Here is a 22,911-nt window from a genome sequence, read left to right on the forward strand (position 1 = left end):
AATTTTAAGGTCTTGAATTTGGCAGTGTTTTTGTAAAAATGTATTTATGAAGAAAATTTTGAATTTTTTAGCAATATTTATATTCTTTTTGGGATTTGGCCAGATTGATAATATTGCAGACGGCGAATCTATCATTTTCAGGATTCATTATGGGTTTCTGAACGCCGGAACAGCCACTCTTACTACTCAGAAAACCAATTATAAAGGAATTCCCCATTTATATGCTAAAGGTACAGGAGCTACAACAGGAGCTGTAAAGGCGTTTTTTAAAGTTGAAGATTTATATGAAAGTTTTATCAATGTAAACACCGGGCTTCCGAGCTTTTACGTGAGAAATGTAAGAGAAGGAAGCTACACTCAGCATTTTGAGACGGTTTTTAACCATGATAACAATACTTTGATTTTAACGGATAGAAAAACTCCGGCTAACGGGTCAAAAGTTATAAAATCGGTAAAAGGTGTTCAGGATATGCTTTCCTGCTTTTATTACTTAAGAAGTAAAAGCCCGGACGAGCTGAAAATAGGAACTGTCATTAATATGAATGTATGGATTGATGATGAGATGTTTCCTTTCCAGCTGAAAGTAGTAGGAACTGAAAACCTTAAGACTAAATTCGGAACCATTAATTGCCTAAAAATTATTCCTTCAGTAAAGAGCGGAAGAGTTTTTAAGGAAAAAGAAGGTGTTACGATGTGGGTTTCCAATGATGCCAATCATATTCCGATGCTATTAAAAGCCGAGCTGGCCGTAGGTTCTTTAAAAGCAAGTATTGATGATTATAAAAATGTAAAATATCCTTTAAAATTTATAGAATAAGAGAATAAGAGAATAAAAGATCAATATTATATAAAATTAGGCTGTCTCATTTTTGAGACAGCCTAATTTTTACTTGCATGTAATAGATTTCAAATTAAGATTGTTTTATTTATAAAACTTTAAGAATCTAAAACCATGAAAACTCAATTACTGATCTTATGCATTCTATTTTATTCCACATTTGTCCCAGCGCAGAAAAAGGAAGGCGATCAAATTGTCAGAAAAAAAATACTGATCACAAAAACCTCATCTTCGCCCAAAATAGATGGAATTCTTGACGATGCAGAATGGCAGAGTGCTCCGGTTGCCACAAATTTTACTGAAAGGAATCCCAATAACGGAAGACCACAGGCAGACTCCATAAAAACAGAGGTAAAAATTCTGTATGACGATAACGGAATTTATTTTGCCGCACAAATGTATGACCCGACTCCCAATAAAATCGCAAAAGAACTAACTGAAAGAGACGGGATCAACAATGATGATTTCTTCGGAGTTACCCTCAACGGATACAATGACAAGCAGCAAAGCCTGGAGTTTGTAGTTACAGCTGCCGGAGTTCAGTTTGATGCAAAAATGACGTCTGACGGTGAAGATGCAACATGGAATTCCATCTGGTATAGCGGTGCAAAAATCAATGAAAAAGGTTGGGCCGTAGAAATAAAAATTCCTTATTCAGAATTAAGGTTTCCAAAAGAAAATATTCAGGAATGGGGAATGAATATGTTCCGGAAAATCCAGAGAATCAAAGCATCCTACGACTGGAACTTCGTGGATAATGCAAAAAACTCCTACACCCTTTTTGATGGGGTTTTGCAGGGTATTCAGAACATCAATCCTCCTACCCGATTGTCTTTCACACCTTATCTCTCAACGTATATCAACAGTTACGACGGGAAAACGACCTCAAGCTTCAACGGCGGAATGGATGTTAAGTACGGAATTAATGATGCCTTTACCTTTGATATGACCTTGATTCCGGATTTTGGGCAGGCCAATTTTGATAATTCTATTTTAAATTTAACCCCTTTTGAGCAGCAGTTTTCCGAGCAAAGAACTTTTTTCACCGAAGGAACCGAGCTTTTCAATAAAGGAGGTATGTTTTACTCAAGAAGAGTCGGTGGAGAGGCTACAGCTTACCCCGCGATTGCCGCTAATGAAAAAGTTACCGAATATCCGGCAAAAGTGAAATTATTTAATGCTTTTAAAATTTCAGGAAGGACAAAAAAGGGTCTGGGAATCGGCTTTTTCAATAGTGTCACGCAGAAAATGGAAGCTACGATCATTAATCAAGAAACAGGTGAAACCAGAAAAGAAGTCGTAGAACCCTGGGCCAATTACAACGTCCTTGTTTTTGATCAGAGATTCAACGGAAATTCTTCTGTGTCACTGGTCAACACGAATGTTACAAGGGACGGAAGCTTTCGCGATGCCAATGCAACGGGAATTCTTTGGGATATCAACAACAAGAAAAACACCTATAAAACATTCGGAAGCCTTAAAGGCAGCTGGGTCATGGACGGTGAAACAAAATTCGGGACACGCGGTGAAGCCGGCTTTGAAAAAATTGCAGGAAAGCACCGATTTTCCATCAACGGAAATGTGACGACAAAAGACTGGGATATCAATGATGCAGGATTTTCAACAAAAACCAATTTCGGGAATTATAATGCGTGGTACGGCTACAGAATTTTGCAGCCTACCATGGCTTTTAATAATATATATTTAAACTTTAATCTTAATTATTTCCACCGGTTAGAGCCATTCATCTTCCAGAGCTTCGTGTTTAATCATAACAACAGCTTTACAGATAAGAATTTCAGAAATTTTGGAGGTGGAATAGAATTTTCACCATTGACTCAAAATGACATTTATGAACCAAGAACTTTCGGAAGACACCTTAAGGTTCCCGGATATTTCGATTCCTGGGTTTGGTTTGAGAGTGACAGCAGAAAAAAGCTGCAGTACAATTTCACCGTAGATTATTATGCTTTTGACGAAAAAGGAAGAAATCAGGTTCTTACTGAATTTGGGATCCGCTACAGGTTTTCTGATAAATTTAATATCAATTGGAATTTCAACCCGAGTTTCAGTAATAATGAAACCGGATTTGCAGGGAAAAATGACAGCAATATTTTCATCGGAAGGCGCCAGAGAAATACCTATGAAAATGCCTTAACCTCAAAATATACTTTCAATGAAAAAACCTCTCTTACACTTACATTCAGGCATTATTTCTCTGATGTGACCTATAAAAAATTCTACACCCTGAATCAGGACGGTAGCCTGGCAGAAACCAGCCATTTTGATCAGAATTTAAATGGAACCTACAACGCCTGGAATGTTGATCTGAGGTTTTCTTGGTGGTTTGCCCCGGGAAGCCAACTGACACTTCTCTACCGGAATGCTACCTCCAATTATCTTGAATTTTCAAGGCTGAATGTCATGAAGAATTACGATATGCTTTTCAGCCAGCCCACCGTAAATAATTTTTCTTTGAAACTTACATATTTCCTGGATTATAACAGGGCGAAGCATTGGATGAAGAAGAAAAATATTAAAAGCTAATTATTTTTAAAATTCAAATTTTTCAGTTTCTTAATCTAAATAAACTTGTTTACTTTCTTTTAAAACATTAAGAAGTTAAGGAATTGTTTTTATTCTTAATTAAGAAATCAATGAATTGATTTTATTTAAGGTATATAAGGTAAGCCGTAAAACTTAATTACTTAATGTTAAAATAATAAACTTCATTTTTGTAAACCATAGTAAATTTTTCAATAAATCTGTTTTTAATTACGTTTTGTTTCTTAGGTCAGTAATTAAAAACAAAAACCTCCAAAAATTTCGGAGGTTTATTTTTATAACGTTTTAAACTGATCTAAAGTTCGGATATCATTTTCGAAGAACATCCTGATATCACTCATTTGATAAAGAAGCATTACAATTCTTTCAATCCCCATTCCAAAGGCATATCCTGAGTATTTTTCAGAATCTATATTTACATTTTTCAAAACGGCAGGATCTACCATTCCGCAGCCCATGATTTCCAGCCAGCCAGTTCCTTTCGTTATTCTGTAATCTGTTTCAGAGTTTAATCCCCAATATACATCAATTTCGGCACTTGGTTCTGTGAACGGGAAATATGATGGCCTTAATCTGATTTTTGATTTTCCGAAAAGCTCCGTAGTGAAGAATTGGATGGTCTGCTTCAAATCTGCAAAGCTCACATTTTCATCAATGTACAAACCTTCAATCTGATGGAAAATACAATGTGAACGTGAAGATACAGCTTCATTTCTGAACACTCTTCCCGGTGATAAAATCCTGATCGGTGGCTGATTCTCTTCCATATAACGAATCTGAACCGAAGAAGTATGCGTTCTTAATAAAATATCAGGGTTCTGCTCAATGAAGAAGGTGTCCTGCATATCTCTTGCTGGGTGGTATTCCGGAAGATTCAGTGCGGTAAAGTTGTGCCAGTCATCCTCAATCTCCGGGCCGTCTGCCACGGCAAACCCGATAGATTTAAAAATCTCGATAATCCTGTTTTTCACCAGGTTGATCGGATGCCTGGACCCAAGATCCAACGGAAAAGCAGGTTTTGTAAGGTCTTCTTTCTCAAATATAATAGAAGATGCGGAAGCATTTTTTAAATCCTCCAGCTTTACATTCACCGCATTTTTCAGAGTATTGATTTTCTGTCCGAATTCTTTTTTCTGGTCGTTGGGAACTTCTTTAAATTTTTCAAAAAAATCATTAAGAATTCCTTTTTTACCATTATACTTGATTCGGAAGTTTTCAATCTCTTCTTTAGATGTAGCATTGAAGCCGTTTACCTCGACGAGTAATTCTTCTATCTTTTCTATCATTGTTTTGCCCTTTCAAAATGTTTTGCAAAAATACGTTTTTTCAGTTGAATAATTTTCCATCTTTTGTTAAAAAAATCTGCCTCTGTTTATGGAGGCAGACTTCAATCACTTATTTCACTTAAATAAAAAAATTATTTTTTACTTTTCTTTACGAGACGAACTATGCCATAGATAAGGAGTATAAAAAATGCTACGGTCAGAAGCTGCCCAGCCATATATCCCAAATTGTATGCTTTTTCATAAGAGTTCATCTTTATTTCTTTTCAAGTGCCTTCACGTTGATCTGAAGGGTTACTTCATCCTTGATCACCCCATTTTCGGCAGGAGCCTGGAATTTTACCCCAAACTCTTCTCTTTTAATATCTTTAGGCTCGGTGGCTATGCTAACAAGTCCTTCTTTTACGGAAATATTAGCCTTGAACTGCACCGGTTTTGTAATTCCCTTGATTGTTAAATTACCATCCAGAAGCGTATTATAATCCCCTTCTGCAGACGGTGTTACTTTTGTAATTTCATAAGAAGCCGTAGGAAACTTTTCTGTTGCAAAGAAATCTCTGCCTTTCAAATGCCCGTTTAGTTTTCCCAACTGATCAGCATCATCTTTTAAATCAACAGAGGTAAGAGAATTCATATCAGCTACAAATTTTCCGCTTTCAAGCCTACTGTCTTTTACCGTTACATCTCCGCTTTCAAACTTAATAGTCCCGAAATGACTCGTATTTTCAGATTTAAAAATTTTATAACCTTTCCATTCTACCCTGCTGTTTAAAGTGTCCACCACATACTGAGCTCCGTCCTTCGTCGTCGTCACCTCGTTGCTTTCACTGGAAACCGATTTCTCCTTCTTACAGGAAACCACTAGAGTAACAGCAAAAAATACAGGAATAACTAACGAAAACAGCTTTCTTTTCATAATTTTTAATTTTTCAATGTCCTGCTAATATAATAAAAAAATTGTTCTTTTCTAAACATTTCATTCATTACATTTGTATTATGCTATTAGAAATAAACAATTTATACTTCTCATATTCTAAGGAAAGACCGCTTTTCCAAAACCTTAATCTAAAATTTGATGAGGGTCGTATCATTGCTCTTGCCGGCGAAAGCGGATGCGGAAAGTCTACTTTATTAAGCTTAATTTATGGGCTTCTTGATTGGGAAAGCGGTGATATTATTTTTGACGGAAAAAAACTGATGGGTCCAAAAGGCAATCTTGTTCCGGGTGAATCGCAAATGAAGTTTGTAGCACAGAATTTTGACCTGATGCCCTATGCTACCGTGGCGGAAAATGTAGGAAAATTTATTTCAAATATTAATTTAACCAAGAAAAAAGAAACGGTTGCCGAACTTCTGGAAGTCATAGGGCTTGAGGAATTCTCAAATGTTTTACCCAAATACCTGAGCGGCGGCCAACAGCAAAGAGTCGCGATTGCAAGGGCACTTTCTGTCCTTCCCAAACTTTTAATTCTGGATGAACCCTTCAGTAATTTGGATTTTCCGCGAAAAATTGAATTGCGTGAAAAATTGTTCAGATATGTAAAGCAGCAGAACATTTCTTTAATCATTTCTACGCATGAGCTTCAGGATATTATTCCGTGGCTGGATCAGATTATTATATTGCAAAATGGAAGGTTAATTCAAAACGGCCTCCCGGAAGAAACATTCAAAAATCCTTATAATTCCTATGTTGCCAAACTTTTCGGTGAGGTGAATATTTTTAATGAAATTGAAATGGCCGATTTTCAAATTTCAAAGTTTTCTTACCATCCGAAGGAAATAAAAACTTCTGAAAATGGGTTTGAAGCCGAGGTTTTGGAAAGCAGATTTGCGGGAAATCATTTTTGGAACAAAGTGAAAGTAAAGGATAAGGAATTAATCATCTACACCGATTCGAGAATTGGGGGCCGGGTTAAAATTTCTTTTGTTTAAGCTTTTGTAGGTTATTCCGTTGCCTATAATGAGAAAACTGTTGAATTATCTTTACTTTAGGAACTTTTTTAGTCATTTTTATTTTAAATTGTTTATAAAAAATACAAACATAAGAAAATGGTTTAAAACTTTTTCTTACATTTGTATCTCCACAGCATAAGGAAATTTTTGGTTAATTCTCTTTCTGCCTCCTAAAAACGAAGATCAGCAATCTGCGATCCAGTTTTTTGAAAGATTACACTGTCCAATTCTTTCCTTTTTTTATGCTTTTTTCACAAATTCTGATTTCAGGGCCATTGATCCAAAACCATCAATTTTACAATCAATATTATGATCACTATCAGGTCTTAAACGAATATTTTTCACTTTCGTACCGGCTTTCACTGGTTTGGGAGCTCCTTTCACAGGAAGATCCTTAATGACCACCACAGAATCGCCATCCTGTAATTCATTACCATTCGAATCTAAAATTTTACCGGCGTTTAATGTATCGGCAGCCGTTTCTTCCGGATTCCATTCATAAAAGCATTGGGAACACATCATCATATTATTATCACCCGGATAAGTAAATTCAGAGCCGCATTTTGGGCAAGGTACAGTATCACTCATATTTTCTTATTTTTTTGCAAAGGTAGGATTTTTGAGTTATGAGTTAAAAAATTAATGAATTATAAGTTCATAGAGTATAAAGATTAGCGAAGTTAACTCATAATTCATAACTTATAATTTATAACTATATAAAGTTTAAATTTTCGTATTTTTGCAGATTGAAAATAGCAGAGCCCAATCTTATGGAATTGATACACAGAAACCTGGCAATCGGAATTCACGATGCTTTACAGGAAACATTTTTCGAGAAAAATAAATATGCTGATAAAGTAATCGAAAGACTTTTGAAAGCCAACAAAAAATGGGGAAGCCAGGATAGAGCCGTTGTTTCTGAGATTTTCTATAATATCATCCGTTGGAAAAAACGCCTTGAATACTATATGGGCGAAGGGGTAAAGCCTAACAATGTTTATAAACTGATCATTGCTTATCTGCTTTGGAGCAAAACAAATTATAAAAAATTTGAAGAATTTGACGGAATAAAAATCGCCGATATCCTTACTAAGCTCAAAAAGGGTACAGTTCCTACAAAAGCTATAGAATATTCTATTCCTGACTGGCTTGCAGAAACATTAGAAAAGGAATTAGGCTCAAAATGGGGAAAAGAAATGCAAGCCCTGAACGAGCAGGCTCCGACTGTTTTACGGGCAAACTCACTGAGAACCACCACAAAAGAGCTTATCTCAGACCTTTCTGATGAAAACGTAATTTCTTATCCTATTAAAAATTATCCCGATGCAGTACAATTAGAAGAAAAAAAGAATGTTTTTCTTACAACAGCTTTTAAAGAAGGATTATTTGAAGTTCAGGATGCATCTTCCCAGAAAATCGGATATTTTCTTGATGTGAAAGAAGGCCAGCGAGTAGTAGATGCCTGCGCAGGAGCCGGCGGAAAAACTCTTCACCTGGCAGCTTTGATGCAGAATAAAGGACAGATCATCGCATTGGATATCTTCGATTGGAAGCTGGCAGAACTGAAGCGCCGTGCAAAAAGAGCCGGTGCACACAACATCGAAACCCGCCTGATTACAGACAATAAAGTGATCAAAAGGCTTCATGAAAAAGCAGACAGATTGCTTATTGATGCGCCATGCTCAGGTCTTGGAGTTCTAAAAAGGAACCCGGACAGCAAGTGGAAAATTGATCAGGATTTTATTGACCGGATCAAGGTAGAACAACAGCAGATTCTTCAGGATTATTCAAAAATGCTTAAAAAAGGAGGAAAAATGGTTTACGCAACATGCTCGATTTTACCTTCTGAAAATAATGAGCAGGTAGAAGAATTCCTAAAAAACAATCCTAACTTCAAAATGATAAAAGACGAAAAAGTGATGCCAAGCGAAGGCTACGATGGATTTTATATGGCTTTGATAGAAAGAATTTCTTAAACAAATGTTTAAAAAAATAAATTACCTGAACTACCCTGCCTTTTGGGTAGTTTTTTATTGATCTTTAGCATTTACACGTAAAAATAAAAATCTATTATTCAATAATTCTTTGTAACACTTTTCGTATGAGCGTAACTTTTACATATTCTTTCACTCCAATACGATTAAAAACTAGTATAAAAATTCACAAAGCTGATATTATGTTAACTAAAATTTATCTTTGTAAAAAAACAAATCTTTAAATATGTATCAAAGAATTTTCTTATTTTTCTTTATGTTCTTATACTATTTGTCTTTCACACAGACATACGAAATACAATATATTAATTCTTATAATGGTAAGATTTTAACTGAACAATCACCTACTCTCGTTTGGGCAAATGAAAAAGAAAATTTCATCTTAAATAACAAAATAAAAGAAAAAAAAGAAGAATATCCTTTTGAAATAACTAAAATTGAAAAACCATCCAATACGGTAATTTCTTTTGGTTTTTTAAAGCCTGACGAAATTATTTCAGCTTCAGACCCAGAATCTATTAAAAAACAAACTTTTGAACTCACTAAAGAAACAAAAAACATCTTAGGATACACCTGTAGGAAAGCTGTAACAAAGATTAACTCAAACACCATTGAAGTTTGGTACACCAATGATTTGAAAATCCAGGGAGGTCCTTCACCAATTGGCCAAAATCTTGGCTTGGTTTTAGAAATTGAAAGAAATAAAAATTCTTTAATAACAGCAAAATCCATCAAAAAAGTAAAGAAAACTGATATTGAAGACATCCTTAAAAGCTCAATTAATTCTACTGACCAACTTAGCTATAAGTATCTTCTTTGGAAAAGTAGATTTACCACATTGAAAGTTTTCGATAATGAAACTATTAATTTTTCTGATGAATCCAAACCTGATGAAAACATAAAAAAATTCGCAAACGGAACCATTATTCTTAAAAAAATTAAGTTTCCAAAAATCTCGGAAGGCGAAAATATTTTCGTTGAGGTAAAACAGCAATCAAATGGCGATGCTTATGACAGGACGGGTACTGTTTTTTTTATTCCGCAGGATAAGTCCCAATCATTTTTTGACGGCCTTGAAAAAGGGGCAAAAACCCTTCCTGCCTATGATAACGGAAACGGAAAGCAATATTACGGAATAACCGCTACAGACAATTATAGTCCGGCAATTGAAATGATGAGATTTTTTACCGCTTTCGGAGTGAATAAATTTAACCATATTCAGTTAAAAGATAAAAACTGGCAGACAATAAACCCTTACCGTCAGGATATTACCGATCTTCAACCTTCTTTATCAGAAAAAGAATTATGGGTAGGGATATTCATCGGAAACTATGACAAAGGCGGTCATAAAGTAAGCCTGGAAATCACCATTCACAAAAGCAACCAGAATATTTATAAGAATAATGCAATAATACCTTTATTCAACACACTGAATATCATGGAAATGGCGGGGCAGGACTATTCTACAATGTTTAATAGCGACAAAGGTTTATTTGTAGAATTCACATTAAAAAAAGACTTGAAAAACGCACAGCTAAAATACATCACAACAGGTCATGGTGGATGGGAAAATGGCGATGAATTCGTACCTAAAACTAATTCTATCTTTCTTGACGGGAAAATGACCTATTCTTTTATACCATGGAGATCAGACTGTGGCTCTTACCGTCTTTATAATCCTGCATCAGGAAACTTTCCGAATGGTCTTTCATCTTCAGATTTAAGCAGGTCAAACTGGTGTCCGGGAACGGTTACCAATCCTAATTTCATTCCGCTTGGGTACTTAAAAGCCGGAAAGCATACCATACAGGTGAAAATTCCACAGGGGCCTACCGAAGGGACAAGTTTCAGTCATTGGAATGTTTCCGGGGTTTTGCTAGGAACTGAATAAAAAAACCTTCTCGCAAACTGAATTGCAAGAAGGTAAAAACACAAATGATGAAAAAAAATTATTTCGAGCGACAAAGTAATGGCTAAAATTTCTATAATTAATTATCATAGATTAATAAATATGTCATTTTTATTTCGTATGCAATTTGTATTTAAACTAGCAACGAAAAAAATTAACTTAAATAACGATTTTCCATCATTTAAATTAAAATATTTCTTAAAATAATGTTATTTAATTAAAAATATAAATTAAATTATTTTTATTATTGTTATTTTTAAATTAGTAATCTAATTTCGCTTCAAAACAAAAAAATAAAATGTGTGGAATTGTATGTTTGTTTGATGCCAAACAAAAAACCGAAGCTTTAAGACCTCAGGTCCTGAAAATGTCTAAAAAGATACGTCACAGAGGTCCGGACTGGAGTGGTGTGTTTCAGGATGATAAAATAATTTTCTCTCATGAGCGGCTCGCTATTGTAGACCCTACTTCAGGAAAACAACCTCTATTTACAAAGGATAGGAAAATAGTTTTGGCGGTAAATGGAGAAATCTATAATCACAGAGAATTAAAGGAAGAATTTCCCGATTATGAATTCCAGACTCAATCTGATTGTGAAGTAATTTTATCACTTTATAAAAAATACGGAAAAAATTTCATCGAAAAACTTAACGGAATTTTTGCCTTCTCTTTATATGACACTGAAAATGATGTGTATCTGATAGCCCGCGATCATATGGGAATTTGTCCTCTTTATCAGGGCTGGGACAAAAACGGAAACTATTATGTAGCTTCAGAATTAAAAGCTTTGGAAGGTGTTTGCAAAAAAATCGAAACATTTTTACCGGGACATTTTGTATACAGTAAAGATGGAAGCGAACTTCAGCAGTGGTATAAAAGAGACTGGGAAAGCTTTGACCAAGTTAAAGACAACACAACTGATATTGAACAATTAAGAAAAGGCCTTGAAGATGCCGTCCACAGGCAACTGATGAGCGATGTTCCTTACGGAGTCTTACTTTCCGGCGGTTTAGATTCTTCTGTTATTTCGGCAATTACTGCAAAATTTGCAAGACAAAGAATTGAAAGTGGAGATACACAGGAGGCTTGGTATCCGAGGTTACACAGTTTTGCGGTCGGCTTAACAGGTTCGCCGGATCTGGCGGCAGCACAAAAAGCAGCGGAACATATTGGCTCAGTTCACCATGAAGTAAATTTCACGGTTCAGGAAGGTTTGGACGCCATTCGTGATGTGATTTATCATTTGGAAACTTACGATGTGACGACGGTAAGAGCTTCTACTCCGATGTACCTTTTGGCAAGAGTCATTAAGTCTATGGGGATAAAAATGGTGCTTTCCGGAGAAGGCTCAGATGAGCTGTTTGGAGGATATCTATACTTCCATAAAGCTCCGAATGCAAAAGAATTCCATGATGAAACGGTGAGAAAGTTAGGGAAACTACATCTCTATGATTGTTTAAGAGCCAATAAAGCTTTGATGAGCTGGGGAATTGAAGGGCGCGTTCCTTTTTTAGATAAAGAATTTATGGATATTGCAATGACCATTAACCCAAAAGATAAAATGGTAAACGCCGCAGAAGGAAAAATTGAAAAATGGGTATTAAGAAAGGCTTTTGAAGACATCCTCCCCGATTCTATCGTCTGGAGACAGAAAGAACAGTTCTCTGACGGGGTTGGCTATTCATGGATCGATACTTTAAAATCCGTTGCCGAAAAAGAGGTAACCAATGAAATGATGGCGAATGCGAAATTCAGGTTTCCATTGAATACTCCTCAAAATAAAGAAGAATACCGCTACAGAAGTATTTTTGAAGAACATTTCCCAAGCGAAACAGCTGCTGCGACAGTGCCTTCCGTACCTTCAGTTGCCTGCTCTACTCCTATAGCTTTGGAATGGGACGAAGCTTTTAAAAATATGAACGATCCGAGTGGCAGAGCAGTGAAGGTGCATGAAACATCGTATGGAAAATAGTTTAAGGGAGGGGTCTGAGGGTTTTAGAGTTTTAGCGAAACTGTGATGAGTGATGAGTGATGAGTTTTTAAACTAATTTCCCGCTTCTAATTTCTAACTTCTCAAGTAAAATTTATCAATCCTGTAGCAATACGGGATTTTCTTTTGAATTAACGATAATAATATTGTCAAAATTTAACCGTTAATCAAAATAATATCTAATAAATAATTATATTTGGAAAACGAAAAATCAATTATAAAAAAATGAGAAGAAACATTACTATCTTATTTGCTTTATTATCCATGACTTTTGCTTTTGGACAGGGTAAATACGGCAAATATCTTAGCTCTAAAAAACTGGCAATGGTGTATAAAAATGTGAAGGACCAAGATAAAGACGATTATTATCAACAATACTATTGGCTGGCAAAAGCTGAGCAGCTTAAAACGTATCCTCACCTTAAAGATATAAAGCCTGTGGTTTTATACGAATTTGTGAAGAAAGTAAACCCCCAGAACCCTACCAAAACATTGGATACAAGAGGAAAAGAACTAAGAGAAACTGCAGAATTATCTCTGAATCAATATTTCAAGAACAAAAATTTTGAAAATAATTCTGTATTGATGTATAACCTTGAGACCTATGTAGACCCGTCAAAAGGTCAGTACTATACAAAAGTAGACCCTGAAAAAATCAAGGAGCTGGTACCGAAAGAGCTTTATGCCTTCAATTCAAACAACAGAAATACGGGAGAGGACAAAACCTATTACCTTTGGATTGATAAGAAAAAAGATGATTTCAATATTGTAGACATCATTCCTAATGAAAAGGACAACAAAGATTTCTACGCAAGAGTGAAACAGTATCTTCCCAACTACAAATTCTCGAAATACGTCCCTTCGGTGAAAAAAGGTACGAAAACTGACAAAACAGACGTAGATTATTACTACATCATGCCATTCGAGCAGAATACCGACAACATCGAATACAAAACTAAAGACTTCAAAACGTACTCATTAAGCCAGTACAGAAAAGCCGGCGACGAGTGGAAAGGAGTTGAAAAGCCTAGAAAATAAAAATTAAAATCCTGTGAAATTTCGCAGGATTTTTTTAATATTTAACCACAAAAGTCACAAAAGATTTTGTAATATTTTATTAAGGAATAAATATTGCTTTAGCATAACATTCTCATTTCCTGAATTAAAAATAAACCTGGATTTTCCAGTAAAAATAAAAATGTCAGAAGTCATCAATCAACCGAATAATTCAATAAAAAAAATATTACCACTGATTCTTGCGACTGCAATTTTCATGCAGATGCTTGATTCTACAATTCTTAACACCTCTTTACCGTCTATAGCGAAAGATTTGCAGGAATCTCCGCTCAATATGCAAAATGCAATTATCAGCTATGTGCTTACACTGGCAGTTTTCATGCCTGCAAGCGGTTTTTTAGCCGACAGATTTGGAACGAAAAAGGTTTTTATTTTTTCTTTAATATTATTTAGTCTGGGATCTTTATTTTGTGCTTTTTCTCAAAACCTTACACATCTTGTAATATCGCGTGTTATCCAGGGAGTTGGAGGAAGTCTGATGACTCCTGTAGGAAAATTGGCATTAATAAAAACCTTTGATAAAAATGAATTATTAAAGGCGATGAATTTCGCTATTATACCTGCGCTGATCGGGCCGGTTTTAGGACCTTTGGTGGGAGGTTATATGGTTGATTACCTTTCCTGGCACTGGATTTTTTTAATCAATATTCCGATTGGAATGCTGGGAATTACATTAGGGTTAAAATTCATGCCTAATTACAGATCTTCCAATGTAGATTTTGATTTAAAAGGATTCCTGATTTTTGCTGCCGCTTCTCTCCTGCTTTCCATTTCGTTGGAGCTTTTCGGGAATATGCAGAATACGACTCCGGTTTTGATTATTTTCATTTTAGGCTTTCTTTTTATGTATTATTATTACCGGCATGCTAAGCGGGATGAGAGCCCCATTTTTCCTTTAAACCTTTTCCAGGTAAGAACATTCCGGGTTGGCATTATCGGGAACCTTGCAACAAGGCTGGGAATCAGTTCCGTACCTTTATTGCTGCCTTTGATGATTCAGATTGCATACAAGCAGTCGGCAGTCACTTCCGGTTGGATCATTGCCCCGATGGCTATTACAGCTATGTTTGGAAAATCTTATGTCATTAAAATTTTAGACAGATTCGGCTACCGGCAGACCTTAATGGCCAATACCTTTGTGATTGGAACATTGATCTGTATTTTGGCTATTCCCGATATTCATTCATCTATATATTGGTTTGTTCCTATTATTGCCGTTTTAGGATTTTTTAATTCCATCCAGTTTACCTCGATGAACACTATTTCCATTGCAGATCTCAGAAACTTCCAGACCAGCAGTGGGAATTCATTAATTTCGGTTAATCAGCAGCTTGCGATCGGTTTCGGGATTGCTTTTGGCTTAATCGTCTTAAAAATTTTCGAAAATAGTCCGGAGCTGATCAATAATGAAACCCATAATGCTTTCCGATGGACATTTTTAACGATAGGAATTCTTACCATTTTATCCGGCTTTGTTTTCCGAAGGCTACACATTTCAGATGGAAAAAATATGAAATCGAAAGAAGAAAACACTGCATTATATAGAAGACCATAAAAAGAAAGCACTTCCTTTTTGCCCTTATATTTTTTCATTCATTAAAAAAAATCCAGAATGGAAGCGTGTTGTCGATCAAAGATTCCACGCATATGACCAACTTTAATTTCCTTAAACTACCATAAACATTGGAGAATTAATTACATTAGCTTAAACAAAAATAAAAAATCACTTTACTTATCATGTCAAATATCGGACTTATCATTGAAGAAAAATCAACAGATATAGGAAATTTTTTAGTCGGAAGACTGCTGCCATTCCGCGAAAAAAGAGCGGTCGGACCATTTGTTTTTATTGATCACATGGGACCTGCAGATCTGAAAGATTATCAAAACCTTGATGTTCCGCCACATCCGCATATCGGGCTTTCAACTTTAACCTATCTTCTTGAAGGGTCAATCTTCCACAGAGACAGTGTGGGAAGCGCCATTGAAATCCAGCCCGGAGCTGTTAACTGGATGACGGCAGGAAAAGGCGTTGTACACTCAGAAAGAACACCGGAATACCTGAGACATTCTGACAAAAGACTCCACGGCTTCCAGATCTGGGTGGGGCTTCCGAAACATTTGGAACAATCAGAGCCCAGCTTTCATCATACCGAAGCCGACGAACTTCCGGTTTGGAAGGAAGACGGGGTTCAGTATAAGCTCATTGCGGGTGAAGCTTTTGACAAAAAATCCCCGGTGCCAGTTCACAGCAAATTATTTTTTATTGAAATTAAAACGAAAGACGCCAAAAAAATCAGCATTGGAAAAGACCTTTATGGAGAAGCTGCAATGTACGTTTTAGACGGAACAGTTTCTACAGACGGAAATTCTTACGGTTCCAAACAATTAATGATAGCCAAAGATACAAAACTATGCGAATTTGATATGAGCGAAAACGGAACGGTTTATCTTTTCGGAGGCGAACCTTTTGATGAAGAGCGTTTTATATTCTGGAATTTTGTAAATTCAGACAAAGAATTGATTGAAAAAGCAAAAGTAGACTGGCACGATCAGAATCATGAAGCTTTCCCTTTGGTTCCGGGCGATGAAGAAGAATATGTTCCGCTTCCGAAAGCAATTTTAAACAGAAAACCGTAATTTAATTTCAAAAATAATAAAATGATGAAAATATTAGCATTTGCAGGAAGCACCTCTTCCACCTCTATCAACAGAGAATTGGTAAAATTTGTTTTGAAAGACTTTCAGGACGAAGAGATTAATTTAATAGACCTTAATGATTTTGACATGCCTGTTTTTTCTGTTGACCGTGAAAAGAAAGGCTTTCCGGATGAGGCCCACCATTTTTTGAAGGTTATTGAAGAATGTGACGTCATCATCTGCTCATTAGCCGAGCACAACAGGTCTTATAGCGCAGCCTTTAAGAATCTTTTTGACTGGGCTTCAAGGATTGATGTAAAGGTATTTCACAATAAACCAATGTTTCTGATGTCTACCTCCCCCGGAGGCTATGGTGGTGGAAATGTGATGAATACAGCAAAAACATTCTTCCCGAATTTCGGGGCGGATATTAAAGATACTTTTTCCCTTCCGAAATTTTATGAAAATTTTGATTTCGAAAGCGGTGTCATCAATCCGGATATACTGAAAGAACTGAAAGACAAAATAGCCAACTTTAAAAATCAGATGAAAAACCAATGACAAAAGGAAGAATAGAAGCCTTCAGCGATGGTGTCCTTGCCATCATTATCACCATTATGGTACTTGAACTTAAACTGCCGGAAGGTGATACCTGGGCAAGTCTTAAACCTATCCTACCCAAATTTTTAGCTTATATTTTCAGTTTTATTTATATCGGAATTTATTGGAATAACCATCATCATTTATTTCAGATCGTAAAAAAAGTGAACGGAGGAATTCTATGGGCCAATCTCCATCTGCTGTTCTGGCTTTCATTGATGCCTGTTGCCACAGAATGGATCGGGGAAACCCATTTTGCCAAAAATCCTGTTGCAGCCTATGGTATAGGATTGATCATGAGCGCTGTGGCTTATACTATTTTAGAAAATTTAATTATAAAAAATGAGGGTGAAACTTCAAGATTAAAAGAAGCTATCCGAAACAAATCCAAAGAATATATTTCTATTGTGTTTTATGTTTCCGGATTCTCAGCTTCGTTTTTTTATCCTTATCTTGCCATTGGTTTATACTACATTGTAGCTTTAATATGGCTGATTCCTGACAAAAGAATTGAAAAATCCTTAAAAGAAAATTGATATGGAAACACACGAATACATCAACGGAGATATTACCGTGATCTGGCAGCCGAAAAAATGCATCCACGCTGCGATCTGTGTAAAAACACTTCCTAAAGTATATAACCCTAAAGAAAGACCCTGGCTGAAGGCTGAAAATGCAACGCCTGAAGAACTTAAAAATCAAATTGACTTATGCCCTTCCGGTGCTTTAAGTTATAAATTCAATACTGAAAAATAATGGCGATAGTTGTAAAAGCAACCTTAGGAAAAGAAAAATATTATACAGAAGTACTAGCCGGAGAAAATACTTTAATCACAGATGAACCTGTAGATAAAGGAGGCCAGAATAAAGGTTTCAATCCCTTAGAGATCCTCGCAACTTCTCTTGCAAGCTGTACAGCAGCAACACTGAGAATGTACATCGACAGAAAAGAATGGGAGGTTGAAAAAATTAATGTGGAAGTAGAGCTGGAAAATTTTTCCCTGACCAAAAGAGCTGTTTTCAAAAGAAATATCAGCTTTGAAGGTACGAATCTTGATGCAGAACAAATGAAAAGGCTTACCACCATTGCAGATGCCTGTCCAATACATAAAATACTAACAAACGAAATAGAAATACTAACCAAATTTTCATAATATGACTGAAGTAAAACAAAACAACGGCGAAAAACACGGAAATTTTGAAGCATTCATAGACGGAAACCGAGCAGGTTTAATGACCTATACGTGGGCCGGAGACGAAAGATTTATCATAGACCATACTGAGGTGGAAGAAGCATACAACGGAAAAGGCGTAGGAAAAGATATGCTTTTGGCGGCAGTAGATTTTGCAAGAAAAAATGGAAAAACCATTATCCCGCTTTGCCCTTTTGCTAAAGCTACCTTCCAGAAACATGAAGAGCTCCAGGATGTTCTGGTAAATCAGACGCAGGCTTAGTTTCAGGCTAAGATTTGAGATTGATTATTTTAAATTTAATCTAAATCTCAATGATGCTTCAACAAGCTCAGCATAACATTATTAATACTAACTGTCTTATTTAACAGCAAATTTACAACGCTTCCACGCTGAGCCCGTCGAAGCATCACAAACAGACTAAAATACAGAAACCTTCCAGAGTAAAATCCGGAAGGGTTTTTCTTTTTCAACAGAACATAAAAAAACTATATTTGTAAAATTTTAATTGAATAAATATGTCGCCAATTATATTATTGTCTATCATTATCATCTATTTCGCATTGCTGCTCTGGGTAGCCTACCGCACCGGAAAAGGGAGTGATAATGAGAGTTTCTTCATCGGAAACCGTAAAAGTAATTGGATGCTGGTTGCTTTCGGGATGATCGGAACATCGCTCTCAGGGGTAACTTTCGTGAGCGTTCCGGGAGCAGTAGGAAACGACAAATTTACTTACCTGCAGATCACCATTGGATATCTGATCGGATATGTTGTGATTGCATATATTCTTCTTCCTTTATATTACCGGTTAAAATTAACGTCAATTTACGGTTATCTTCAGCAAAGAATGGGGCAGTTTTCTTACAAATCAGGGGCCTGGATTTTTATTGTTTCCAGATTGGTAGGAGCTACGGCGAGGTTATATCTTGTGGTGAATATTTTACAAGTTTCCATTCTTGACAGTTTAGGCGTTCCGTTTATTGTAACCACGCTGATTATTTTAGCAATGATCATTCTTTACACCTACGAAGGAGGAGTAAAAACCATTGTCTGGACGGATACGCTGCAGACTTCCTGTATGCTTTTAGGATTAATCATCTGTACGATTTATATGCTTAATCATTTAGGTTTAAGCTTGGATGAAAGTTTTACAGTAATGAATGAAAAAGGCTATACAAAAATCTTTGATTTCGACCCAAATCAGAAAAGTTTTTTTATAAAGCAGATCTTGGCAGGAGCTTTTATCACAATTACCATGACGGGAATTGATCAGGAAATGATGCAGAAAAGCTTATCCGTAACCAGGTTGAAAGACTCCCAGAAAAATATGGTGACATTAGGCTTCATTTTGCTTGGGGTAATTTCGCTTTTCCTTTATATGGGCGGTCTTTTGCATCTTTATGGAGCTCAGGAAAATGTGAGCAGCGTTGGAGATCAGCTGTTCCCGGATATTGCACTGAACCATATGCCGCCGTTCATTTCAATCATTTTTATCGTGGCATTGATCTCAGCACTTTTCCCAAGCGCGGATGGGGCAATGACAGCCCTGACCTCTTCTTTATGTATCGATATTTTCGGGATGAGAGAAAAAACACATTGGGACAATGGTAAGAAAGAGAAATTCAGAAAAAATATTCACCTGATTGTTGCTTTGTCTTTCCTGATTATGGTGATTATTTTTAAAATTATTAATGATAATTCCATGATTGGTTTAATTCTTAAAATGGCAGGATTTACTTACGGGCCGCTTTTAGGGCTTTTTGCCTTCGGAATTTTCACGAAATATAAAGTTAAGGACAAATTGGTTCCGTACGTTTGCATTGCTGCGCCGGTAATATCATTCTTTATCGATAAGTATCAGGAAAATCTCTTCGGAGATTTTAAAATCGGATTGGAGCTTTTGATTATTAATGGATTACTGACATTTATCGGGCTTTGGCTGATTAGGAAGAAGTAAGGCCGATTTTTAAGTTTGGGCTGAAGCCAAATTTGAGAATCTTTTTATTTTAAACGGGCTAAAGCCCGTTCCTATTGAATAATTACCGCAAAATTTATTGATTAATGAAGATGTAATCTAAAAATTATCTAGAGATTCTTCCTTCGTCAGAATTACATGAGTGACACAAAATTATTAACTTTAAACGAAAAACTCAGAATATTAAACTTAATATTAAATCATGAAAAAAATTATTCCGTTAATCTTATTAGCCTTTTCTGTAAGCTTTATTTCTGCCCAGGAATTTGAAATTTCCACATTGAGAATTGGGCCGTATAAAATTTTTATGAAAAATGATGAAGCTGATAAATTCGGGATAAAATTAAAGCAAACCAACTATGAACTCAAAAATGTTGTAAAATACAATGGCGAAACAATTTTAATCGCCACCAATACAGACTATGACGATCAGGGTAAAGAAAATGGAAAAATGGTGATCCAGGGACTTTCCACAAAAAGTAAAAAATTTAAAACAAAAAGTGGAATCGGGATTGGAAGCACAAAAGATGATATCATTAATGCTTATAAAAACTACCCGAGTTACAGCGTTTATCCCAACTATGACGATAAAGGCAACAAGCAGAACAACTCAAGCAATTTTGTATTAAACGACCTTGATGCAGGAACCACTCTTAGCTTTACAATCGTAAATAATATTGTAACTGAGATGTCGGTTTTCATCAACGAGGGCTGCTAAAGTATCAAAATATTTAAATAATTCATAATCCGGGTTTTATGTCCGGATTTTTGTATTTCCGTAACCCAGTAAAAAATTGTAAATTCGCGATCAAATAAATCTTATATAATGAGTAAAAGTATCGAAGAGTTAAAATCTCTTACTACGCAAATCAGAAGAGACATTTTAAGAATGGTTCATGCTGTAAATTCCGGCCACCCGGGAGGAAGTTTAGGCTGTACTGAGTACTTCACAGCCCTTTACGGAAAAGTAATGAACTATAAGCTTCCTTTCACAATGGAAGGTAAAAATGAAGATCATTTCTATCTTTCAAACGGGCACATTTCACCGGTATTTTATTCTACTTTAGCCAGATTCGGCTTTTTTCCGGTGGATGAGTTGAGAACTTTCAGAAAATTAGATTCAAGATTACAGGGGCACCCTACCACTCATGAGGGGCTTCCGGGTGTAAGAATCGCTTCGGGTTCTCTTGGGCAGGGACTTTCTGTGGCTCTTGGTGTTGCTCAAGGTAAAAAATTAGATGGTGATGACTCTCTTGTTTACTCACTTCACGGCGATGGTGAATTGCAGGAAGGACAAGTCTGGGAAGCATTGATGTATGCCGCTGCAAAAAAAGTGGATAATATCATTTCTACCATTGATTATAACGGACGCCAGATTGACGGTGATACTGATGATGTACTGAGCCTTGGAAATCTTCATGCTAAACTAGAAGCATTCGGATGGACCGTCCTTAATGAGAAAAACGGTAACGACCTTGAAGCCGTAATCGCTATTTTGGAAAAAGCAAAAACAGAAACCAGAAAAGGAAAGCCTGTTGCCATTATTCTTCATACAGAAATGGGCTACGGAGTGGATTACATGATGGGAACCCACGCTTGGCACGGTAAAGCTCCTAACGATGAGCAATTGGATACTGCTTTCAAACAATTATATATAGAAGCTCCTGCGGATTATTAATTATTATAAGTAATTAGTAATAAGTAATTTTTAAATCTTTAATTTTTAAATCAATAATGAAATATACATATACAGAAAAAAAGGATACACGTTCAGGATTTGGAGCCGGATTAGCTGAGCTTGCCGATAAGAATCCTAATGTTGTAGCGCTTTGTGCAGACCTTATCGGTTCTTTAAAAATGGAAAAATTCATTGAAAAAGCACCAGAAAGATTCTTCCAAGTGGGCATTGCTGAAGCTAATATGATGGGGCTTGCTGCTGGTTTGAGTATTACAGGCAAAATTCCTTTTACGGGAACTTTCGCCAACTTTTCTACATCAAGAGTGTATGACCAGATCCGTCAGTCAATCGCTTACTCCGGAAAAAATGTAAAAATCTGTGCATCTCATGCAGGCCTTACTTTGGGTGAAGACGGGGCAACACACCAGGTTTTGGAAGACATCGGAATGATGAAGATGCTTCCTGGAATGACTGTTATTAACCCATGTGACTACAATCAGACTAAAGCTGCCACCATTGCTATTGCTGATCATGAAGGTCCTGTATATTTAAGATTTGGAAGACCTACGGTGCCGGTTTTCATTCCGGAAGATATGCCTTTCAAGATCGGAAAAGGAATCATGCTTCAGGAAGGTACGGATGTAACTATTGTTGCTACCGGACACCTTGTATGGGAATCTCTGATGGCTGCGGATGAGCTTGAAAAAGAAGGAATTTCTTGTGAAGTAATCAACATCCACACAATTAAGCCTTTGGACGAAGAAATCATTTTAAAATCAGTTGAAAAGACAGGAAAAATTGTAACTGCAGAAGAGCACAATTACATTGGTGGTTTGGGTGAATCTATTGCGGGAATGTTAGCTAAAAAAAGGCCAACAAAACAGGAATTCGTTGCTGTAAACGATACTTTTGGAGAATCTGCTACTCCTGCTGAATTGATGAAAAAATATAAAATCGATGCTGCTGCGGTGAAAGAGGCTGTGAAGAGAATTTTAGCTTAATTTTATTTTAAAATAATATGAAAGCATCCTTTTTGGATGCTTTTTTATTTTGGATTTGTTGGAAATTCGCAAGGCGCAAGGATTTTATCTTTGATAAAATTGATTATGTATAAAATGAAAATCTTTTCTTGCTTCTTAAAAACAGCATTTAAAATTAAAAAGCCTTTGCACTCTGCAAATTTCCAATAAAATTATATAAAATTTAATTTTTTTTAA

Annotated in this window: 21 protein-coding genes; 18 read left to right on the forward strand and 3 right to left on the reverse strand. The window is 36.0% G+C overall.

Annotated features, from left to right (window positions below):
- Nucleotides 1-46: 46 nt before the first annotated feature.
- The gene (locus tag BW926_RS06330) at nt 47-817 is read left to right on the forward strand and encodes a DUF3108 domain-containing protein (protein ID WP_076445266.1); all 771 of its coding nucleotides are present in this window, start codon (nt 47-49) and stop codon (nt 815-817) included.
- Between the two features lie 135 nt (nt 818-952).
- On the forward strand, nt 953-3,385 hold the full coding sequence (locus BW926_RS06335) for a DUF5916 domain-containing protein (protein ID WP_076445268.1): 2,433 nt from the start codon (nt 953-955) through the stop codon (nt 3,383-3,385).
- A gap of 293 nt (nt 3,386-3,678) precedes the next feature.
- Here BW926_RS06335 and pheS read toward each other — a convergent pair whose 3' ends face one another.
- Both pheS and BW926_RS06345 read right to left on the reverse strand, forming a co-directional pair.
- Nucleotides 3,679-4,689: a phenylalanine--tRNA ligase subunit alpha gene (pheS, locus tag BW926_RS06340; RefSeq protein WP_076445270.1), complete on the reverse strand. Its 1,011-nt coding sequence runs from the start codon at nt 4,687-4,689 to the stop codon at nt 3,679-3,681.
- A gap of 253 nt (nt 4,690-4,942) precedes the next feature.
- Entirely contained in the window at nt 4,943-5,602 is a 660-nt protein-coding gene (locus BW926_RS06345; protein WP_076445272.1) for a YceI family protein, read from the reverse strand.
- An 80-nt stretch (nt 5,603-5,682) separates the two neighbouring features.
- On the opposite strand from BW926_RS06345, the gene BW926_RS06350 reads away from it, so the two are divergent.
- Nucleotides 5,683-6,618: a sulfate/molybdate ABC transporter ATP-binding protein gene (locus BW926_RS06350; RefSeq protein ID WP_076445274.1), complete on the forward strand. Its 936-nt coding sequence runs from the start codon at nt 5,683-5,685 to the stop codon at nt 6,616-6,618.
- 261 nt (nt 6,619-6,879) lie between these two features.
- Here BW926_RS06350 and BW926_RS06355 read toward each other — a convergent pair whose 3' ends face one another.
- Nucleotides 6,880-7,227 (reverse strand): zinc ribbon domain-containing protein YjdM, encoded by a 348-nt coding sequence (locus BW926_RS06355; protein ID WP_076445276.1) that lies wholly within the window; start codon nt 7,225-7,227, stop codon nt 6,880-6,882.
- A gap of 182 nt (nt 7,228-7,409) precedes the next feature.
- Between BW926_RS06355 and BW926_RS06360 the strand changes: the two genes are divergently transcribed.
- The 15 genes from BW926_RS06360 (at nt 7,410) to BW926_RS06430 (ending at nt 22,695) form a co-directional block, all read left to right on the forward strand.
- Nucleotides 7,410-8,615, forward strand: a complete 1,206-nt coding sequence (locus BW926_RS06360) for an RsmB/NOP family class I SAM-dependent RNA methyltransferase (protein WP_076445278.1) — start codon at nt 7,410-7,412, stop codon at nt 8,613-8,615.
- 244 nt (nt 8,616-8,859) lie between these two features.
- The gene (locus BW926_RS06365; RefSeq protein ID WP_083672276.1) at nt 8,860-10,524 is read left to right on the forward strand and encodes a GLPGLI family protein; all 1,665 of its coding nucleotides are present in this window, start codon (nt 8,860-8,862) and stop codon (nt 10,522-10,524) included.
- A gap of 316 nt (nt 10,525-10,840) precedes the next feature.
- A complete protein-coding gene (gene asnB, locus BW926_RS06370; protein WP_076445280.1) occupies nt 10,841-12,514 on the forward strand; it encodes an asparagine synthase B in 1,674 nt (557 codons plus the stop codon).
- A gap of 243 nt (nt 12,515-12,757) precedes the next feature.
- Nucleotides 12,758-13,570: a hypothetical protein gene (locus BW926_RS06375; protein WP_076445282.1), complete on the forward strand. Its 813-nt coding sequence runs from the start codon at nt 12,758-12,760 to the stop codon at nt 13,568-13,570.
- A gap of 160 nt (nt 13,571-13,730) precedes the next feature.
- On the forward strand, nt 13,731-15,164 hold the full coding sequence (locus tag BW926_RS06380) for an MFS transporter (RefSeq protein WP_076445284.1): 1,434 nt from the start codon (nt 13,731-13,733) through the stop codon (nt 15,162-15,164).
- A gap of 182 nt (nt 15,165-15,346) precedes the next feature.
- Complete coding sequence (locus tag BW926_RS06385) at nt 15,347-16,249, forward strand: pirin family protein (RefSeq protein WP_076445286.1); 903 nt, start codon at nt 15,347-15,349, stop codon at nt 16,247-16,249.
- Between the two features lie 24 nt (nt 16,250-16,273).
- On the forward strand, nt 16,274-16,810 hold the full coding sequence (locus BW926_RS06390) for an NADPH-dependent FMN reductase (RefSeq protein WP_076445336.1): 537 nt from the start codon (nt 16,274-16,276) through the stop codon (nt 16,808-16,810).
- A complete protein-coding gene (locus BW926_RS06395; RefSeq protein ID WP_076445288.1) occupies nt 16,807-17,385 on the forward strand; it encodes a TMEM175 family protein in 579 nt (192 codons plus the stop codon). Before BW926_RS06390 ends, BW926_RS06395 begins: the two co-directional genes overlap by 4 nt.
- Nucleotide 17,386: 1 nt before the next feature.
- Entirely contained in the window at nt 17,387-17,605 is a 219-nt protein-coding gene (locus tag BW926_RS06400; RefSeq protein ID WP_076445290.1) for a (4Fe-4S)-binding protein, read from the forward strand.
- Nucleotides 17,605-18,003 carry an OsmC family protein gene (locus BW926_RS06405; RefSeq protein WP_076445292.1) on the forward strand — a complete coding sequence of 133 codons (399 nt, stop codon included), beginning with the start codon at nt 17,605-17,607 and terminating at the stop codon, nt 18,001-18,003. The genes BW926_RS06400 and BW926_RS06405 overlap by 1 nt, the downstream gene beginning before the upstream one ends.
- A gap of 1 nt (nt 18,004) precedes the next feature.
- The gene (locus BW926_RS06410; protein ID WP_076445294.1) at nt 18,005-18,304 is read left to right on the forward strand and encodes a GNAT family N-acetyltransferase; all 300 of its coding nucleotides are present in this window, start codon (nt 18,005-18,007) and stop codon (nt 18,302-18,304) included.
- A gap of 254 nt (nt 18,305-18,558) precedes the next feature.
- Nucleotides 18,559-19,998: a sodium:solute symporter gene (locus BW926_RS06415; protein ID WP_076445296.1), complete on the forward strand. Its 1,440-nt coding sequence runs from the start codon at nt 18,559-18,561 to the stop codon at nt 19,996-19,998.
- A 220-nt stretch (nt 19,999-20,218) separates the two neighbouring features.
- Nucleotides 20,219-20,734, forward strand: a complete 516-nt coding sequence (locus tag BW926_RS06420) for a hypothetical protein (protein WP_076445298.1) — start codon at nt 20,219-20,221, stop codon at nt 20,732-20,734.
- A 108-nt stretch (nt 20,735-20,842) separates the two neighbouring features.
- Complete coding sequence (locus BW926_RS06425) at nt 20,843-21,694, forward strand: transketolase (RefSeq protein WP_076445300.1); 852 nt, start codon at nt 20,843-20,845, stop codon at nt 21,692-21,694.
- A 56-nt stretch (nt 21,695-21,750) separates the two neighbouring features.
- Nucleotides 21,751-22,695: a transketolase family protein gene (locus BW926_RS06430; RefSeq protein ID WP_076445302.1), complete on the forward strand. Its 945-nt coding sequence runs from the start codon at nt 21,751-21,753 to the stop codon at nt 22,693-22,695.
- Nucleotides 22,696-22,911 lie beyond the last annotated feature (216 nt).

Source organism: Chryseobacterium sp. RU37D (assembly GCF_900156075.1).
Lineage (GTDB): Bacteria > Bacteroidota > Bacteroidia > Flavobacteriales > Weeksellaceae > Chryseobacterium.

What these genes read in the sequence shown, in the direction of transcription:
- BW926_RS06330 (WP_076445266.1), top strand. Translation starts at nt 47, where the DNA reads ATGAAGAAAATTTTGAATTTTTTAGCAATATTTATATTCTTTTTGGGA.
- BW926_RS06335 (WP_076445268.1), top strand. Translation starts at nt 953, where the DNA reads ATGAAAACTCAATTACTGATCTTATGCATTCTATTTTATTCCACATTT.
- pheS (WP_076445270.1), bottom strand. Translation starts at nt 4,689, where the DNA reads ATGATAGAAAAGATAGAAGAATTACTCGTCGAGGTAAACGGCTTCAAT.
- BW926_RS06345 (WP_076445272.1), bottom strand. Translation starts at nt 5,602, where the DNA reads ATGAAAAGAAAGCTGTTTTCGTTAGTTATTCCTGTATTTTTTGCTGTT.
- BW926_RS06350 (WP_076445274.1), top strand. Translation starts at nt 5,683, where the DNA reads ATGCTATTAGAAATAAACAATTTATACTTCTCATATTCTAAGGAAAGA.
- BW926_RS06355 (WP_076445276.1), bottom strand. Translation starts at nt 7,227, where the DNA reads ATGAGTGATACTGTACCTTGCCCAAAATGCGGCTCTGAATTTACTTAT.
- BW926_RS06360 (WP_076445278.1), top strand. Translation starts at nt 7,410, where the DNA reads ATGGAATTGATACACAGAAACCTGGCAATCGGAATTCACGATGCTTTA.
- BW926_RS06365 (WP_083672276.1), top strand. Translation starts at nt 8,860, where the DNA reads ATGTATCAAAGAATTTTCTTATTTTTCTTTATGTTCTTATACTATTTG.
- asnB (WP_076445280.1), top strand. Translation starts at nt 10,841, where the DNA reads ATGTGTGGAATTGTATGTTTGTTTGATGCCAAACAAAAAACCGAAGCT.
- BW926_RS06375 (WP_076445282.1), top strand. Translation starts at nt 12,758, where the DNA reads ATGAGAAGAAACATTACTATCTTATTTGCTTTATTATCCATGACTTTT.
- BW926_RS06380 (WP_076445284.1), top strand. Translation starts at nt 13,731, where the DNA reads ATGTCAGAAGTCATCAATCAACCGAATAATTCAATAAAAAAAATATTA.
- BW926_RS06385 (WP_076445286.1), top strand. Translation starts at nt 15,347, where the DNA reads ATGTCAAATATCGGACTTATCATTGAAGAAAAATCAACAGATATAGGA.
- BW926_RS06390 (WP_076445336.1), top strand. Translation starts at nt 16,274, where the DNA reads ATGAAAATATTAGCATTTGCAGGAAGCACCTCTTCCACCTCTATCAAC.
- BW926_RS06395 (WP_076445288.1), top strand. Translation starts at nt 16,807, where the DNA reads ATGACAAAAGGAAGAATAGAAGCCTTCAGCGATGGTGTCCTTGCCATC.
- BW926_RS06400 (WP_076445290.1), top strand. Translation starts at nt 17,387, where the DNA reads ATGGAAACACACGAATACATCAACGGAGATATTACCGTGATCTGGCAG.
- BW926_RS06405 (WP_076445292.1), top strand. Translation starts at nt 17,605, where the DNA reads ATGGCGATAGTTGTAAAAGCAACCTTAGGAAAAGAAAAATATTATACA.
- BW926_RS06410 (WP_076445294.1), top strand. Translation starts at nt 18,005, where the DNA reads ATGACTGAAGTAAAACAAAACAACGGCGAAAAACACGGAAATTTTGAA.
- BW926_RS06415 (WP_076445296.1), top strand. Translation starts at nt 18,559, where the DNA reads ATGTCGCCAATTATATTATTGTCTATCATTATCATCTATTTCGCATTG.
- BW926_RS06420 (WP_076445298.1), top strand. Translation starts at nt 20,219, where the DNA reads ATGAAAAAAATTATTCCGTTAATCTTATTAGCCTTTTCTGTAAGCTTT.
- BW926_RS06425 (WP_076445300.1), top strand. Translation starts at nt 20,843, where the DNA reads ATGAGTAAAAGTATCGAAGAGTTAAAATCTCTTACTACGCAAATCAGA.
- BW926_RS06430 (WP_076445302.1), top strand. Translation starts at nt 21,751, where the DNA reads ATGAAATATACATATACAGAAAAAAAGGATACACGTTCAGGATTTGGA.